The organism is Streptomyces huasconensis (genome assembly GCF_021028635.1).
Classification (GTDB): domain Bacteria; phylum Actinomycetota; class Actinomycetes; order Streptomycetales; family Streptomycetaceae; genus Streptomyces; species Streptomyces huasconensis.
Map to the genome: position 1 here is coordinate 3,620,227 of NZ_CP086119.1, position 16,092 is coordinate 3,636,318.

Annotated in this window: 12 protein-coding genes; 8 read left to right on the forward strand and 4 right to left on the reverse strand. The window is 73.6% G+C overall.

Annotated elements, in window-relative coordinates; translation table 11 throughout:
* The first annotated feature begins 207 nt into the window (after positions 1-207).
* Positions 208-459, forward strand: a complete 252-nt coding sequence (locus tag J2N69_RS16405; RefSeq protein WP_127910835.1) for a hypothetical protein — start codon at positions 208-210, stop codon at positions 457-459.
* Here J2N69_RS16405 and J2N69_RS16410 read toward each other — a convergent pair.
* Positions 456-1,082 carry an HAD family hydrolase gene (locus J2N69_RS16410; RefSeq protein ID WP_230901458.1) on the reverse strand — a complete coding sequence of 209 codons (627 nt, stop codon included), beginning with the start codon at positions 1,080-1,082 and terminating at the stop codon, positions 456-458. The genes J2N69_RS16405 and J2N69_RS16410 overlap by 4 nt on opposite strands.
* Positions 1,083-1,181: 99 nt before the next feature.
* Here J2N69_RS16410 and J2N69_RS16415 point away from each other — a divergent pair, with 99 nt between their 5' ends.
* The 4 genes from J2N69_RS16415 to J2N69_RS16430 are packed head-to-tail and all read left to right on the forward strand — an operon-like array spanning position 1,182 to position 5,070.
* Positions 1,182-2,180: a FecCD family ABC transporter permease gene (locus J2N69_RS16415; protein WP_230901459.1), complete on the forward strand. Its 999-nt coding sequence runs from the start codon at positions 1,182-1,184 to the stop codon at positions 2,178-2,180.
* Positions 2,177-3,244 carry a FecCD family ABC transporter permease gene (locus J2N69_RS16420; RefSeq protein WP_230901460.1) on the forward strand — a complete coding sequence of 356 codons (1,068 nt, stop codon included), beginning with the start codon at positions 2,177-2,179 and terminating at the stop codon, positions 3,242-3,244. Before J2N69_RS16415 ends, J2N69_RS16420 begins: the two co-directional genes overlap by 4 nt.
* Positions 3,241-4,065 carry an ABC transporter ATP-binding protein gene (locus J2N69_RS16425; protein WP_230901461.1) on the forward strand — a complete coding sequence of 275 codons (825 nt, stop codon included), beginning with the start codon at positions 3,241-3,243 and terminating at the stop codon, positions 4,063-4,065. Before J2N69_RS16420 ends, J2N69_RS16425 begins: the two co-directional genes overlap by 4 nt.
* A gap of 18 nt (positions 4,066-4,083) precedes the next feature.
* A complete protein-coding gene (locus J2N69_RS16430; protein ID WP_230901462.1) occupies positions 4,084-5,070 on the forward strand; it encodes an ABC transporter substrate-binding protein in 987 nt (328 codons plus the stop codon).
* 31 nt (positions 5,071-5,101) lie between these two features.
* Here J2N69_RS16430 and J2N69_RS16435 read toward each other — a convergent pair whose 3' ends face one another.
* Positions 5,102-6,121: an HAAS signaling domain-containing protein gene (locus tag J2N69_RS16435; RefSeq protein WP_230901463.1), complete on the reverse strand. Its 1,020-nt coding sequence runs from the start codon at positions 6,119-6,121 to the stop codon at positions 5,102-5,104.
* A 1,223-nt stretch (positions 6,122-7,344) separates the two neighbouring features.
* Between J2N69_RS16435 and J2N69_RS16440 the strand changes: the two genes are divergently transcribed.
* Positions 7,345-8,481, forward strand: a complete 1,137-nt coding sequence (locus tag J2N69_RS16440; RefSeq protein WP_230904745.1) for a glycosyltransferase 87 family protein — start codon at positions 7,345-7,347, stop codon at positions 8,479-8,481.
* On the opposite strand, the gene J2N69_RS16445 is transcribed toward J2N69_RS16440, so the two are convergent.
* Entirely contained in the window at positions 8,439-10,082 is a 1,644-nt protein-coding gene (locus J2N69_RS16445) for a DNA repair helicase XPB (protein WP_127913169.1), read from the reverse strand. The two genes, J2N69_RS16440 and J2N69_RS16445, sit on opposite strands and share 43 nt — an antisense overlap.
* Positions 10,083-10,354: 272 nt before the next feature.
* On the opposite strand from J2N69_RS16445, the gene J2N69_RS16450 reads away from it, so the two are divergent.
* Positions 10,355-12,913, forward strand: a complete 2,559-nt coding sequence (locus J2N69_RS16450; protein WP_230901464.1) for a helicase C-terminal domain-containing protein — start codon at positions 10,355-10,357, stop codon at positions 12,911-12,913.
* A gap of 461 nt (positions 12,914-13,374) precedes the next feature.
* A complete protein-coding gene (locus J2N69_RS16455; RefSeq protein ID WP_230901465.1) occupies positions 13,375-15,453 on the forward strand; it encodes a HelD family protein in 2,079 nt (692 codons plus the stop codon).
* On the opposite strand, the gene J2N69_RS16460 is transcribed toward J2N69_RS16455, so the two are convergent.
* Positions 15,450-15,971, reverse strand: coding sequence for a DUF2165 domain-containing protein (locus J2N69_RS16460; protein WP_230901466.1), 522 nt, complete (start codon positions 15,969-15,971; stop codon positions 15,450-15,452). The genes J2N69_RS16455 and J2N69_RS16460 overlap by 4 nt on opposite strands.
* Positions 15,972-16,092: the final 121 nt, after the last annotated feature.

The window sequence follows — 16,092 nt, forward strand, 5'->3', positions numbered from 1 at the left end:
CCGGTAGGCACGTGAAGTCCTCGTCCTCGTACTCGTCTGTGCCGGTCCGCCCCACCGGAGGTGACAGGGCGAAAACGGCTCTGGATAGCACTACAGCGGGTCGCCCGACCCGCCGGGACCAAGACTATTGGTCCGGGAGCCGGTGACAAGACGTCCCCGATCTCTTCGTCCGGGTTCCTCCTTCGGGCTGGGAACTACCCTGGTGGGGTGCGTGACAAAACCCAAGCGAATTCGGCCGGGCCCGGCGACGGGATGGTCCGGATCGGAGCGATCGTCTTCTTCGTCGGCGCCGTGGCCACACTGGTGACGGTGGCCCCGCTGTTCCTCGGCACCGACCCCTTCCCGCCCCTCGCCTACGCGGTGTGCATGCTGATGGGCGTCGGCTTCCTCATCGCGGCCGCGGGCGTGCTGCGCGGCATCGCCGTGCAGCGGCGCCAGGCCAGGTCGGCGGCCGGCTAACCGCGCTCCCGCGCGGCGTACGCGTCGAGCCAGGCCCCGAACTCCGTCAGCTCGCCGAGGACCACGTCCGCGCCCGCCGCGCGCAGTTCCGCTGCGTCACACGGCCCGGTCGCCACCGCGACGGACAGCGCGCCCGCCGTACGCGCGCCGCGTACATCGCCGGTGTGGTCGCCGACGTACACCGACGCCTCGTGCTCACGCAGCGCCACGGCCTTCGCCTCCGCCCAGAGCGAGCCGATGACCGCGTCGGCCTCGATGCCGAGGTGCGCCAGGTGCAGCTTCGCGTTGGGCTCGTGCTTGGCCGTCACCACTATGGCGCGGCCGCCGTGCGCGTGGACCGCGGCCACCGCCTCGCGGGCGCCGGGCATCGCGAGCGTCGGCTCGATGGCGTATGTGGGATAGATCTCACGGTAGCGGTCGGCCGCCTCCGGGATCGCCTCCTCGGGGAACCAGTGCCTCAGCTCCTGCTCCAGCGGCGGCCCGAGCCGCGTGACGGCCAGGTCCGCGTCGATGTACGTCCCCGTCTCCGCGGAGAACGCCCGGAACGCGGCCCTGATCCCGGGCCGGGAGTCGATCAGGGTCATGTCGAGGTCGAAGCCGACGGTCAGCGCGCGTGATGTCATGCGCCCCATTCTGCCGAGGCGGCCCCGCCCCCCGGCCTAGACTTAGCCAAGCCTTACCAACATGACGTTCCGTGCCGCACTCCGAAACGAGCCCAGCCGATGCGTGTGCCCGTCCGACGTGCCGCCGTGCTGACGGCGGCCGTCGTGGCCCTGCTGCTCGCCGTCCTGTTCAGCCTCGCCGTCGGCGCCCGCGCCATCGCACCCACCGCCGTCCTCGACGCGCTGCTGCACGGCGGGCACAGTGACTCCGCCGAAGTGGTCCGTGAGATGCGGGTGCCGCGCACCGTGATCGGCCTGATGGTCGGGGCGGCGCTCGCGCTGGCCGGCACGGTGCTCCAGGGCATCACCCGCAACCCCATCGCCGACCCCGGCATCCTCGGCATCAGCCAGGGCGCCTCGGTGGGCGTGGTCGCGGCCATCGCCTTCGCCGGCGTCCACACGCTGACCGGCTACGTCTGGTACGCGTTCGTGGGCGCCGGCCTCGCCTCGGTCGCCGTGTACGCGATCGCGTCCAGCGGACGCGGCGGGGCGACGCCCGTGAAGCTGGCGCTCGGCGGCGCCGCCATCAACGCCCTGCTGGTCTCGCTGACCACGGCGATCCTCACCACCAGGGCGTCGGCGCTGGACGAGTTCCGGTTCTGGCAGGTGGGGTCGCTCTCCGGGCGCGACTCCGAGATCGCCGGCCAGATCTGGCCGTTCCTCCTGGTGGGCCTGGTGCTCGTCCTCGCGGTCGCGCGGGGCCTCGACGCGCTCGCGCTCGGCGAGGACGTGGCGAAGGGGCTCGGCCAGAACGTGGCGGCGGTCCGGATCGTCGGCGGGCTCGGCGCGACGATCCTCACCGGCGCGGGCGTGGCCGCCGCCGGTCCCCTCGCCTTCATCGGCCTCGCCGTCCCGCACATCGCCCGCGCGCTCGTGGGCAGTGACCACCGCTGGGTGCTGCCGATGGCGGCGGTGCTCGGCCCCGTGATGCTGCTCGTCTCCGACACCGTGGGACGCGTGCTCTTCCCGCCCGGTGAGGTGCCCGCCGGAGTGATGACCGCGCTGATCGGCGTGCCGTTCCTCGTGACCCTGGTACGCCGGAAGGCGGTGGCGGCGTGAGCCTCGCGTCCCCGCGGATCAGGCCAGCCGGATACGGCGTCGTACGCCTGGGCAGGGCGGCCTTCCTCGTGCACCGCCGCGCCGCCCTCGTCGCGCTCGGCCTCGGCGTGCTGCTCGCGGCGAGCTGTCTGGCGTACCTCTGCGTCGGCGAGTCGTACGTGCGGCCCGTCGAGGCCCTGAAGGTCGTCTTCGGGCAGCCGTCCGCCGATGAACTGGTGGTGGGCACGCTGCGCGAACCCCGCCTGGTCGTGGGGGTGCTCGTGGGCGCCGCGTTCGGCGTGGCGGGCGGGCTCATCCAGACCGTCGCCCGCAACCCGCTCGCCAGCCCCGACATCATCGGCATCAGCCAGGGCGCGAGCGCGCTGACCGTCGGCGCGATGACCTTCGGGGTCACCTCGTACACGGTCCTGCCCTACCTCTCCGTGATCGGCGGTATCGCGGCGGCCGCCCTCGTGTACGTCTTCGCGTGGCGCGGCGGCCTGCACGCCACCCGCTTCGTGCTCATCGGCATCGGCCTCGCCATCGCCCTGCGCTCGGTGACGACTCTCTTCATGACCAAGGGCGACTACCTCGTCGCGCAGCAGGCGCAGATCTGGATGACGGGCTCGCTCAACGGCCGCGGCTGGGCGGAGGCCGACCCCCTCGCGCTGACGCTGCTCGTCCTCCTGCCCTTCCTGCTCTGGGCGGCCCGCGCGCAGCGCTCGGTCACCATGGACGACGACACGGCGACGGCCCTCGGGGTGCGCCTGGGACACGTACGCCTCGGTCTCGTCCTGCTCGGCGTCGTCCTCGCCTCGGTGGCGACCGGTGCCGCGGGACCCGTCGACTTCGTGGCGCTGCTGGCCCCGCAGATCGCCCGCCGCCTCACCCGCACCGCCCAGATCCCGCTGCTGTCCTCGGCGCTGACCGGCGCGCTGATCGTGGTCCTGGCGGACCTCCTGGCCCGCCGCGTCTTCTCGCCCACGGAGCTGCCGGTGGGCGTCCTGACGGCGGCGGTCGGAGCCCCGTACCTGATCTGGCTGATCGTCCGCAGCCGCTCCGTCCGCAATGGAGGCACGTCGTGACAGCCCGCCTTACGGCCCGCGAGCTGACCCTCGCCTACGAGGACCGCACGGTCGTCGACCGCCTCGACCTGGCGATCCCCGACGGCGAGGTCACGGTGATCGTCGGCCCCAACGCCTGCGGCAAGTCGACGACGCTGCGGGCGCTCGGCCGGCTGCTCAGGCCGAGGAGCGGCGCGGTCCTGCTGGACGGCGAGGCGCTCGCCAAGCTGCCCACCAAGAAGATCGCCCAGCAGATCGGGCTGCTCCCGCAGACGCCCGTCGCGCCCGAGGCGATCACGGTCGCCGACCTCGTCGCCCGCGGCCGCCAGCCGCACCAGCACTGGTGGCAGCAGTGGTCCGACGAGGACGAGAAGGCGGTGACGGAGGCGATGGAGCGCACCCACGTGGCCGCGCTCGCCGAACGCCCCGTCGACGAACTCTCCGGCGGCCAGCGCCAGCGCGTATGGATCGCGATGGCCCTCGCCCAGGACACCGGTCTGCTCCTCCTCGACGAGCCGACGACCTACCTGGACATCTCCCACCAGGTCGAGGTCCTCGACCTCGTGCGCCGGCTGAACCATGACAGGGGCCGCACGGTCGTCGTCGTCCTGCACGACCTCAACCAGGCCGCGCGCTACGCCGACCACCTCGTGGCCATGAAGAGCGGCCAGATCGTCGCCGAGGGACCCCCGTCGAAGATCGTCACCGAGGAACTCGTCCGCGAGGTCTTCGGCCTGCAGTGCGTGGTGGTGCCGGACCCCGTGACCGGCTCCCCACTGGTCGTCCCCGGGGCACCGTGGTCATCGACCGCGCCCGCCCGCACCAGCACCACCCCCGCATAGCCGTACGAAAGGCGACCCATGAACCGCTCCCGCTCCCACTCCCCGCTGCGCCGCCGCGCGCTCCTCACCGGCTCCCTGGCCCTGACCGGCGCGCTCGCGCTGACCGCCTGCGGCTCCTCGGACTCCGACGAGGGCGCCGGCTCGGGCAGGACGCACACCGTCAAGTCGGCCATGGGCGACGTGTTGGTGCCCGTCAGCCCGAAGCGGGTCGTCGTCCTCGACACCGCCGAGCTGGACTCCGCGATCTCGCTCGGCGTCAAGCCGGTCGGCGCCACGCACGTCGAGGCGGAGTCGGGCTTCCCGGGCTACCTGCCCAAGGACGAGCTCAGCGGCGTCAAGGACGTCGGCGAGATGCTCAACCCCAACATGGAGGCCATCGCCGCGCTCAAGCCGGACCTGATCCTCACCTCGAAGATCCGGCACGCCGCCAAGTACGACCAGCTCAAGAAGATCGCGCCGACCGTCATGACGGAGACGACCGGCTACCCCTGGAAGGAGAACTTCCAGGTGCACGCCGACGCGCTGGGCAAGAAGGCCGAGGCGAAGAAGGTCGTCTCCGACTACGAGGCCCACGCCAAGAAGGTCACCGAGGCCATCGGCGGCCCCGCGAAGGCCAAGGCGACGGAGGTCAACGTCCTGCGCTTCATCGAGGGCGCCGACATCCGCCTCTACGGCGAGCAGAGCTACATCGCGACGATCCTCAAGGACGTCGGCCTCGGCCGCGCGCCGATCTCCGCCAAGGCGAAGGACGGCTTCTCCTACGACCTGTCGCCCGAGAAGATCGACCTCGCCGACACGGACGTCATCTTCCAGTCCACGTACGGCGACCCGAAGAAGGCCAAGCAGACGCAGACCACGGGCAGCGGCCTGTGGAAGAACATGAAGGCGGTGAAGTCGGGCAACGTCCACACCGTCGAGGACGAACTGTGGATTCAGGGCATCGGTTACACGGCGGCGGACAAGATCCTCGACGAGATGCAGGCGGACCTGACGAAGAAGAAGTAGCCACGCCCTCTTCTTCTTGTTCCTCTTGTTCCTACGGCCGTCGCCGCTGCGACCTCCACACCAGGAAGAGCGCGGAGGCGACGGCCGCGCCGCGCAGCACCCAGGGCCATGTCTCGCCGATGGCGTCGCTCATGTGGCCGTCGCGGATCGGCTCGCCCCACTTCCCCTCCGTACGCCCCCACAGCCAGGTGAACCCGGCGGCCAGCGCAAGCCCCGGCATGCCGAACACGGCCGTCTTGGTTTCGACGGGGGTGAGCCGACGGGACAGGTAGGCGATGAGCCAGCCGCCGCCGAGGGCGGGCAGGCTGCCGAGGACGGCGCCCACGAGGAGCAGGGCCGCGGCGAGCAGGAGCAGGGGGTTGGTGAACCCGACGCCGGTGCCGCGGGCGGGCAGGCGGGGCAGCCGGCGCCACCGCTTCGTGCCCGGGGCGGACTCCTCGGCCGCCTCCCCCTCTGCGGCTTCGGCACCGGGGGTGTGGTGGTCGGGGTCGTCGGGGGAGGGCGGGGGCTTCAGTATCTCGGGGATCTCCACGCCGCCGACGAAGCCGGGGACGGTGTCGGCGCCGCCGAACGGAGTGCTGTCCAGGCGCCACCAGTCGGGCTCGGAGCCGCTGGGGCCCAGTTCGTCGGTGCCGGCGAGGTGCGGGGGTGAGGGCCGGGGCCCCTCCACGAGGTCCTGCGGCACGTCCTTGGCGGCCCGGCGGGGCCGGGGCACGAGCCGCCACCCCTCCTTGCCGCCGGGCACCCGGGGGGCGCGCTGCGTGGGTACGGCCGGGCGGGGCTTCGGCTTGCTCTCGCTCGGCGGCGCCTTGGATACGTCGGTGGGGGCGCCGTCCGCCCCGTCGACGATCTCCTCCGGGGTGCCGAGGCCGGCGAGGATGCGGCGGATGGCGGCGGGGCTGTCGGCCGCGTCGGCGCGGCTGCGGTCGATGCGGGCGCGCAGGTCGGCGACCAGGCGCATGCGGGCGGCCGAGGGCAGCTGCCGCTGCTGGGCCAGGTCTCCGACCCGGCTCAGGTAGTCGTAGACCAGCTGGTCGCTCTCGATCCCCACGAAGTCCCCTCCGGGGTGGTGGCGTTGACGTTCTGCCAGGCCTTGACGGTACCGGTTCGGCGGGGGTCCCCCACAACACCGGCGCCTTCTTACCCGGCGGTATCCCCTACCCCGCCGCGAAGGGGCGCCCGGCGGCATCCCCTACCCCGCCGCTCCGCGCCGGATGTCTCCCACCCACCCGCCCGAAACCCGGCGTCGAGATGTCGGAGTAGGGGCGGGCGGGGTGGGCGTTGCTCGGCGGCGAGAGGTTCGGGGGGGGCAGGCGGGGGGCGCGTTACCCGGCAGCGAGAGGCCCGGGGGCAGGCGGGGGGCGCGTTACCCGGCAGCGAGAGGCCCGGGGGCAGGCGGGGCGCGATGCCCGGTAGCGAAAGGCCCGGGCGAGGGCGGAGGTGGCGCCCGATACTCGGCGGCGAGAGGGCCAAGGGGAGGTGGAAGGGCGGCCGTTATACGGCGGAGATGGAACCGGTCCGCAGTCGCGTGTGTGCCCGAGGGGACGCGGGCGACGACGACCCGCAGCCACTCACTCGCCCGAGCCGATGCGGGTGCGACAACCCGGAGCCACTCACTCACCCGAAGGAACGTCGGCGGCCACGACCCGCAGTCACCCACGCGCCCAAGCGGACGCGGGCGCGACAACCCGCAGTCACCCACTCGCCCGAAGGGACGTCGGCGGCCACGACCCGCAGTCACCCACGCGCCCAAGCGGACGCGGGCGCGACAACCCGCAGCCGCTCACTCGCCCGAAGGAACGTCGGCGGCCACGGCCCCGCAGTCACCCACTCGCCCGGAGGGACGTCGGCGGCCACGGCCCGCAGTCACCCACTCGCCCGAAGGGACGTCGGCGACCACGACCCGCAGTCGCCCACGCGCGTGAGGGCGCGTGGGCGACCACTGCCCGCAGTCGCCCACGCGCCCGAGGGGACATGGGCGACGACGGTCCGCAGCCGCGAGCGCACGGGAGGGGACGTGGGGGTATGTGCGCGCGGAGCACAGTGGTGGTCAGGCCGAGGCGATGAGCAACCGCAGGCCCGCGCCAAGATGGCGAGCACGGACATACCCCCGCGGCCCCGCCCCACACACGAATCCAAGGCGCGCACCCGCACCCAAAACGGGCATCCCACGCACGTCACCCACTAGGGTCCCCACCCGTGAAGCTCCGCACCGCCGCGCTCCCCCTCTCCCTCGCCGCCCTCGCCACCCTCTGCGCCGTCCAGCACATCCCCATGGCCGACACCCTCGTCTACCGCGCCGAAGGCGAAGCCGTGGCGAGCGGCGGTGACCTCTACGGGTTCACCGTCACCGAGTGGGAACTCCCGGCCACCTACCCCCCGTTCGCCGCCCTCCTCTTCGTCCCGACGACCTGGCTCCCCCTCCCCGCCCTCAAGCTCACCTTCCTCCTCGGCAACACCGCCCTCTGCGCCCTGCTCCTGCACCTCTCCTGCCGCCTCACCGGCCTCCGCCTCCGCGCCCCCCACCTCTGCGCCGCCACCGCCCTCGCCCTCTGGCTGGAACCCGTCTTCCAGACCATCGTGTTCGGACAGATCAACCTCGCCCTGGCCTGCCTGATCCTCTGGGACCTGACGCGGACCCAGCCCCGGACCCGGCCCCGGACCCAGCGGTGGAACACACCCGGCAAGGGCTTCGCGGTGGGTGTGGCCGCCGGGATCAAGCTGACGCCGGCGGTCTTCATCGCGTACCTCTTCCTCACCGGCCGGGTACGCGAGGCGACGACCGCGCTCGCGGGCTGCGCCTCGACCGTGCTGCTGGGCGCGCTCGTACTGCCCGGCGCCAGCGCCGACTTCTGGACGCGGCGCGTCTTCGAGACGGGCCGCGTCGGCAAGGCCTGGATCGTGGACAACCAGTCGCTGCAGGGCCTGATCGCCCGCGTCACGCACACCGCGGACCCGGGCCTGGCCTGGTCACTCCCCGCCGCGGCGACGGCGACGGCAGCGGCCGCGGCCCTGCTCCTCACCCGCCGCCCGCCCGCCGCCACTGCCGCTGCCGCCGCCCCCGCCGACCCCCACGGCGTACTCCTGGCCGCACTCACGACCCTGCTGATCTCCCCGATCAGCTGGTCCCACCACTGGGTGTGGTGCGTACCGCTCCTGGCCCTCCTCGTCGCCGAGGGCAGGCCACGCCTGGCCGCGGCCGTCGCCGTGCTCTTCACGGCCCGTACCTTCTGGCTGCTCCCGCACCAGGGCGACCTGGACCTGCGCCTGCCCTGGTGGCAGCAGCCGCTGGCCTCGCCGTACCCCCTGCTGGCCCTGGCGCTGGCGGCCCTGGTGCTGCTGCCGCCGCCCCTGCGGGGCGGCGCGCCTCAGCTCCCGGCCAGCAGTTCGTCCGCGTCGACGATGCGATAGGCGTACCCCTGCTCCGCCAGGAACCGCTGCCGGTGCGCGGCGAAGTCCTGGTCGATGGTGTCGCGGGCGACCACCGAGTAGAAGTGGGCCTGGTGCCCGTCCGCCTTCGGCCGCAGGACCCGGCCGAGCCGCTGGGCCTCCTCCTGGCGTGACCCGAAGGTGCCCGAGACCTGGATGGCGACGGTGGCCTCCGGCAGGTCGATCGAGAAGTTCGCGACCTTGGAGACGACGAGGACGTTGATCTCGCCGTTGCGGAACGCGTCGAAGAGCCGTTCCCGCTCCTTGTTCGACGTCTCGCCCTTGATGACGGGCGCGTCCAGGTGTTCGCCCAGCTCGTCGAGTTGGTCGATGTACTGGCCGATGACGAGGATCTGCTGTCCGGCGAACTTCCGCACCAGCGCCTCGGTCACCTTCCGCTTCGTCGCCGTCGTCGCGCAGAAGCGGTATTTCTCCTCGGCCTCGGCGGTGGCGTACGCGAGCCGCTCGCCGTCGGTGAGGTTGACCCGCACCTCGACGCAGTCGGCGGGCGCGATGTAGCCCTGCGCCTCGATCTCCTTCCACGGGGCGTCGAACCGCTTGGGCCCGATGAGGGAGAACACGTCGGACTCCCGCCCGTCCTCGCGCACCAGCGTCGCGGTGAGTCCGAGGCGGCGCCGCGCCTGGAGGTCGGCGGTGAACTTGAAGACGGGCGCGGGCAGCAGGTGCACCTCGTCGTACACGATCAAACCCCAGTCCCTGGAGTCGAACAGCTCCAGGTGCGGGTAGATGCCCTTCCGCTTCGTCGTCAGCACCTGGTACGTGGCGATGGTGACGGGCCGGATCTCCTTCCGCGTACCGCTGTACTCACCGATCTCGTCCTCCGTCAGGGAGGTCCGCTTGACCAGCTCGTGCTTCCACTGCCGGGCGGAGACGGTGTTGGTCACCAGGATGAGGGTGGTGGCCTTGGCCTGTGCCATGGCGCCCGCGCCGACGAGGGTCTTCCCGGCTCCGCAGGGCAGGACGACGACACCGCTGCCGCCGTGCCAGAACCCCTCGACGGCCTGCTGCTGGTAGGGCCGCAGCGACCAGCCGTTCTCGGCCAGGTCGATCTGGTGGGCCTCGCCGTCGACGTAGCCGGCGAGGTCCTCGGCGGGCCAGCCCAGCTTCAGCAGCGTCTGCTTGATCTGCCCGCGCTCGGAGGGGTGCACGACGACGGTGTCGGCGTCGATCCGCTCGCCCACCAGCGGCTGGACCTTCTTCGAACGCAGGATCTCTTCGAGGACGGGCCGGTCGGTGGTCGTCAGGACGAGGCCGTGGCTGGGGTGCTTGGAGAGGGTGAGACGGCCGTACCGCGCCATCGTCTCGGCGACGTCGACGAGCAGCGCGTGCGGCACGGGGTACCGGGAGAACTCCACGAGCGCGTCCACGACCTGCTCGGCGTCGTGCCCGGCGGCGCGGGCGTTCCACAGCCCGAGCGGGGTGACGCGGTAGGTGTGGATGTGCTCGGGCGCCCGCTCCAGCTCCGCGAAGGGAGCGATGGCACGGCGGCAGGCGTCGGCCTGCTCGTGGTCGACCTCCAGCAGGAGAGTCTTGTCCGACTGGACGATGAGGGGACCGTTCACGCGCGCGCCCTTTCCTTAGGCCAAACGTCCAGTGTGCCGCATCGCACGAAGCGAAGAAGGTGACGTCGACGACAACCACGCCCCGAAAGGGGCGCGGGGAACTGCGCGACCAGCCCCCACCGACCCGCACCCAGCACACGATCAAGCCCCCGAAAGGGGCGCGGGGAACTGCGCAACCAGCCCCCACCGAGCCCGCACCCAGAACACCGCCCAAGCCCCGCAGGGCCCCGCAGGGCCCCGCAGCACACCCCCGGCCCGCTAACGTGAACCGGATGAGCCCCGACGAGCCGCCGCACCCCACGGCCACCGCGAACGCCGGCGCGAGCACCCCGCGCCCCGCGGACACCCCCCGCTCCCTCGCCGAAGCGCTCCGTTCCCGCGAGGACGACGCCCTGGCGGGGCTGCTGCACGCCCGCCCCGACCTGCTCAACCCCGTCCCCACCGACCTGACGCAGCTGGCGACGCGGGCCGGCACGCGGGCCTCCGTGGTGCGCGCCCTGGAGCGGCTCGACCGGTTCGCGCAGCAGGTGGCGCAGACCCTGGCGGTGGCCCCGGAGCCCACGACGTACGACGAGGTGCTCGGGCTGCTTGCCGGGGACGACGGGGACCCGGCCGTCGCCGAGGCCCTGCCCCGCGCGCTCGGCACCCTCCACGAGCAGGCCCTGGTCTGGGGCCCGGACGACCGTCTGCGCCTGGTCCGCACGGCCCGGGAGCTGCTCGCCCCGGGCCCGCAGCACCCGTCCCCCACGGGTCTCGGCCCGACCGTGGCGGAGGCCACGGCCGGCATGTCGCCCACCCGTCTCCAGGCGATCGTGGCGGCGGCGGGCCTGCCCACCACCCACGACCCGGTCTCGGCGGTGGAGTCCCTCACCGCGCTGTTCACGGACCGCGCCCGCATGTCGGCGCTGCTCGACGAGGCCCCGGCCGAGTCGGTGGAGGTGCTCTCCCGCCTGGTCTGGGGCCCGCCCTACGGCCAGGTCACCGCCGACCCGGCCCGCCACCTGCGCTGGCTCCTGGACCGGGGGCTGCTGCTGCCGACCGCGCCGGGCACGGTCGTCCTGGCCCGCGAGGCCGCCCTGCACCTGCGCGGGGGCCGCGCGCACCGCTCGCCCGAGCCGGTGCCGCCGCCGGTCGTGGCGGCGCGCGAACACCGTCCACAGGTTGTGGACGCGACGGCGGCGGGCCAGGCGTACACGGCGCTCGCCACCGTCGAGGAGTTGCTGAAGGAGTGGGACGAGGGCGGCCCCGCCGTGCTGCGCGCGGGCGGCCTGAGCGTGCGCGACCTGAAGCGGACGGCGGTGGCGCTCGACCTGCCCGAGCCGGTGGCCGCCTTCTGGGTCGAACTGGCCTACGCGGCGGGCCTGGTGGCCTCCGACGGCGAGGCCGACGAGCGGTACGCGGCGACGCCCGCCTACGACGAGTGGCAGGAGCTGCCCGCCCCCGAGCGCTGGGCCGCCCTCGCCACGGCCTGGCTGTCGGCGACCCGCACGGCGGGCCTGATCGGCGGCCGTGACGGCAAGGACCGCACGCTGTCGGCGCTCGGCCCGCATCTGGACCGCTCGGCCGCCCCGGAGGTACGCCGCCGGGTCCTCGCACTGCTCGCCGGGCTCCCCGAGGGCGCGGAGCCCGACGTGGACTCGCTGCTGGCCCGGCTGCGCTGGGAGCGCCCGTCCCCGGCCGCGCAGGACCTGCGTTCCCGTATCGCGGGGTGGACGCTGAACGAGGCGGAGCTGCTGGGCGTGACGGGCCGCGGGGCGCTGTCGCGGCACGGCAGGGCGCTGCTGGCCGACGACGGCGATCCGGCACGGCACGGCCGAGGACTGCCGACCGACAACACCGAACCGACGCGGCACGGCCGAGGACTGGCGACCGACGACACCGCGACCGCGCGGGCCCGGGGCGCCGCGGCCGCCCGGCTGCTCGCCCCGCTCCTGCCCCAGCCGCTGGACCACGTCCTGCTCCAGGCCGACCTCACCGCCGTGGCGCCGGGTCCGCTGGAGCGGCCGCTCGCCGAGGCCCTCGCCGTGCTCGCCGACGTCGAGTCGAAGGGCGGCGCCACCGTCTACCGCTTCACACCGGGCTCGGTGCGGCGCGCGCTGGACGCGGGGCAGTCCGCATCGGACCTGCACGCGTTCCTGGCGGCCCACTCCCGTACGCCGGTTCCGCAGCCCCTCGCGTATCTGATCGACGACGTGGCGCGCCGCCACGGCCACCTGCGCATCGGCGCGGCCTCCGCCTACGTACGGTGCGACGACGAGGCGCTGCTCAACGAGATCCTGGCCGACAAGCGCTCCCAGGGGCTGCGGCTGCGCCGCCTCGCGCCGACCGTGCTGGCCGCCCAGGCGGACCCCGGCACGCTCCTCGAAGGCCTGCGGTCGATGGGCTTCGCGCCCGCGGCGGAGTCCCCGGAGGGTGACGTCCTGATCACCCGGGCGCACGCCCACCGGACGCCGCCGCGTTCGGCGCCCGAGCCGGTGCCGGATGGGCCGCCGCTGCCCGACGACACGCTCGTCGCGGCGGCGGTGCGGGCGATCCGCGCGGGGGACCTGGCGTCGACCGCGCCGCGCAAGGAGGTCCACGAGACGCCGAGCGGTTCGCTGCCCCGCACGACGTCCGCGGAGACCCTCGCCACGGTGCAGGCCGCCGTGATGACGGGCGAGGCGGTGTGGATCGGGTACGTCAACGCCGAGGGCGCGGCGAGCCAGCGGGTGATCGCTCCGGTGCGGGTGGAGGGGGGCTTCGTCACCGCGTACGACCACACGGCGGACGAGGTCCGCACGTTCGCCCTCCACCGGATCACGGGCGTGGCGGAACTGGCGGACGACGAGTGACGTGGCCTCCGGCGCCATGCGGGTGCGGCTGAGCGGGGGCTGATCGCGCAGTTCCCCGCGCCCCTGAAGGGGCGCCCACTCGCCGCCCCTGAAAGGGGCGCGGGGAACTGCGCGCCAAGCCACGACTCACCCGCACCCGAAACGTCCCGCCCCTGAACGGACGCCCACTCACGCCCCCGAAAGGGGCGCGGGGAACTGCGCGACCAGCCCCCACCGCCCCGCACCCAAAAGCCCCGACGGACCCCGAACCCACCGCCCCGCCGAAGCCCCCGGCAGGGGGGCGCGGGGAACTGCGCGACAAGCCACACCCCACCCGCACCCGAAAAACCATTTGTCACCACCCCCCACCCCCCACCTACGATGCCCCCTCCCCCGGCCTCCCGCGCGGAGCGCCGCCCCCCGGACGGAAACCGGGCGGCAGCAGCAACAGTCCCACCCCCGCTGAACCGCCGGAGGCATCCGTGCAGGCGCACGACCAGACCGACCCCGCCCCTGACCTCGCCCCTGACCCCGCCGACCCCCTCGCCCGCGAGCGCGCGCACCTCACCGCGTCCCGCGCGGCCCTGCGCGCCATGCGCGAGGACGCCGAGGCCCTCGACATCCGCGACGTCACCGCGAACTGGGTGAACGCCGCGGTCCTCGAACGGCAGATCGACGACCGCATCAAGGCCCTCGCCGACCTCGCCCACACCCCCCTCTTCTTCGGCCGCCTCGACTACCTCCACGCCCCGGGCGCCGACCAGGCCGAGGGCGCGGACGGCGAGCAGTTCTACATCGGGCGGCGGCACGTGCACGACGCCGACGGGGACCCGATGGTCATCGACTGGCGCGCGCCGGTCTCCCAGCCGTTCTACCGGGCCTCCAAGAAGAACCCGATGGACATCGCGCTGCGCCGCCGCTTCGGGTACACCGGCGGTGACCTCACCGCGTACGAGGACGAGCACCTCAGCGACCCCGCCGAGGACGAGCGGGCCAGCAGGCTGCTCCAGCGGGAGATCGAGCGGCCCCGCGTCGGCCCGATGCGGGACATCGTCGCGACCATCCAGCCCGAGCAGGACGAGATCGTCCGCAGCGGGCTCGGCGGCAGCGTGTGCGTGCAGGGCGGCCCCGGCACCGGCAAGACCGCCGTCGGCCTGCACCGCGTCGCCTACCTCCTGTACGCCCACCGGGAGCGCCTGGCCCGCACCGGCACCCTCGTCATCGGGCCGAACGCCTCCTTCCTGCACTACATCGAGCAAGTGCTGCCCGCGCTCGGCGAGTTGGAGGTCAAGCAGGCCACGGTCGACGACCTCGTCGCCCACGTGGAGGTGCGCGGCACGGACGACACCGCCGCCGCCCTCGTCAAGGGTGACGCCCGCATGGCCGAGGTGCTGCGCAGGGCCGTGCGCTCACACGTGGCCCTGCCGACCGAGCCCGTGATGGTCGTACGGGGCTCCCGCCGGTGGCGCGTACCCGCGTACGAACTGGAGGAGATCGTCCGGGAGTTGCTCGCGCGCGACATCCGGTACGGGGCCGCCCGCGACGCCCTGCCGCAGCGCGTCGCCCACGCGGTGCTCGTCCGCATGGAGCAGGCGGGCGAGGCGCCCGACGACCGCGTGCAGGACGCCGTGGCGCGCAACCCAGCGGTGAAGGCCGCGGTGAAGGCCATCTGGCCGCCGGTCGATCCCGCGAAGCTGGTGCTGCGGCTGCTGTCCGACGCGGAGTTCCTCGCGGAGCACGCCGAGGGCGTCCTCGACGCGGACGAGCAGAAGGCGTTGCTGTGGACGAAGCCGCCGAGGAGCGTGAAGTCCGCCAAGTGGTCGGCCGCCGACGCGGTGCTGATCGACGAGGCCCACGATCTCGTCTCGCGCACGCCGTCGCTCGGGCATGTCGTGCTCGACGAGGCGCAGGACCTCTCCCCCATGCAGTACCGCGCGGTGGGGCGGCGCTGCACGACCGGTTCGGCGACCGTCCTCGGCGACCTGGCGCAGGGCACCACGCCGTGGGCGACCCGGAGCTGGGCCGAGGCGCTGGGCCATCTCGGCAAGGCGGACGCGGTCGTGGAGGAGCTGACGGCCGGTTTCCGCGTGCCGCGCGAGGTCATCGCGTACGCGTCGCGGCTGCTGCCCGCCATCGCGCCGGGGCTCACGGAGGTCGCCTCGGTGCGGGAGTCGCCCGGTTCGCTCGTGGTGCGGGAGGTGGCGGACCTGGACGCGGCCTGCCTGGAGGCGTGCGCCGAGTCGTTGCGGCGGGAGGGGTCCATCGGGCTCATCGCGGCGGACGCGCGCGTGCCGGCGCTGGCGGAGGCCCTGACGGCGGCCGGGGTCACGTATCTCTCCCCCGGCGAGGAGACCACGCCCGACACCCGGCTGACCCTGGTGCCCGCGTCCCTCGCCAAGGGTCTTGAGTACGACTATGTGGTGCTGGACGAGCCCGCCGCCGTGGTCGACGGCGAGCCCGACGAGCGGACGGGCCTGCGCCGCCTGTACGTGGCGCTGACCCGTGCCGTGTCCGGCCTGATCGTGGTGCACGCGGCCCCGCTGCCGGAGCAGCTGGCCTAGCGGGAGTTTTCTTCGGCCTGGGCGCCGGGCAGGTGGGTGACGATCAGCACGAGGCCCGCGAGTGTCACGACGCGGGTGGCGGCGTCCAGGCCGTTCCAGTCCTCGGACTGCCACATGGCGAACCACTCGCCGCCCACGCCGATGAAGCCGCCGCCGAAGAGCAGCAGGACCATGAGCAGCCCGGCGGTGCCGAGGCGCCGCGCGCTCCGGTAACCGCCGTGTCGCCGCAGGGCCTTGGCCCAGAGCACGGTCGCCGCGACGAGGGCGAGCGCGGCGACGGTCTCCCAGACGATGATCGCGACGTACGCGGCGTCCTGGAGCGCGGTGGACTCCACCGCGCGCCACATCAGGTCCTCGTCCTTGAAGGTGGTGTCCATCGCGAGGACGTGGCGTACGAACTGCTGGTTGGTGCCGAAGTCCGTGATGTTCCCGAACGCGACGAGCGCCATGTAGAGCGCGACGGTCCCGGTGAGCGCGGCGGCGGCGACGGGCAAGGCGCGACTGCTGGATACGTTCATGAACTCCCCTCCCACTCCCCTCAGTTGTACCGCAGCCCCCACCGAAGCCCCCATCAGGGGCGCGCACCCACCGCCCACCGAAGCCCCCTAAGGGGCGCGGGGAACTGCGCGAGCAACCCCC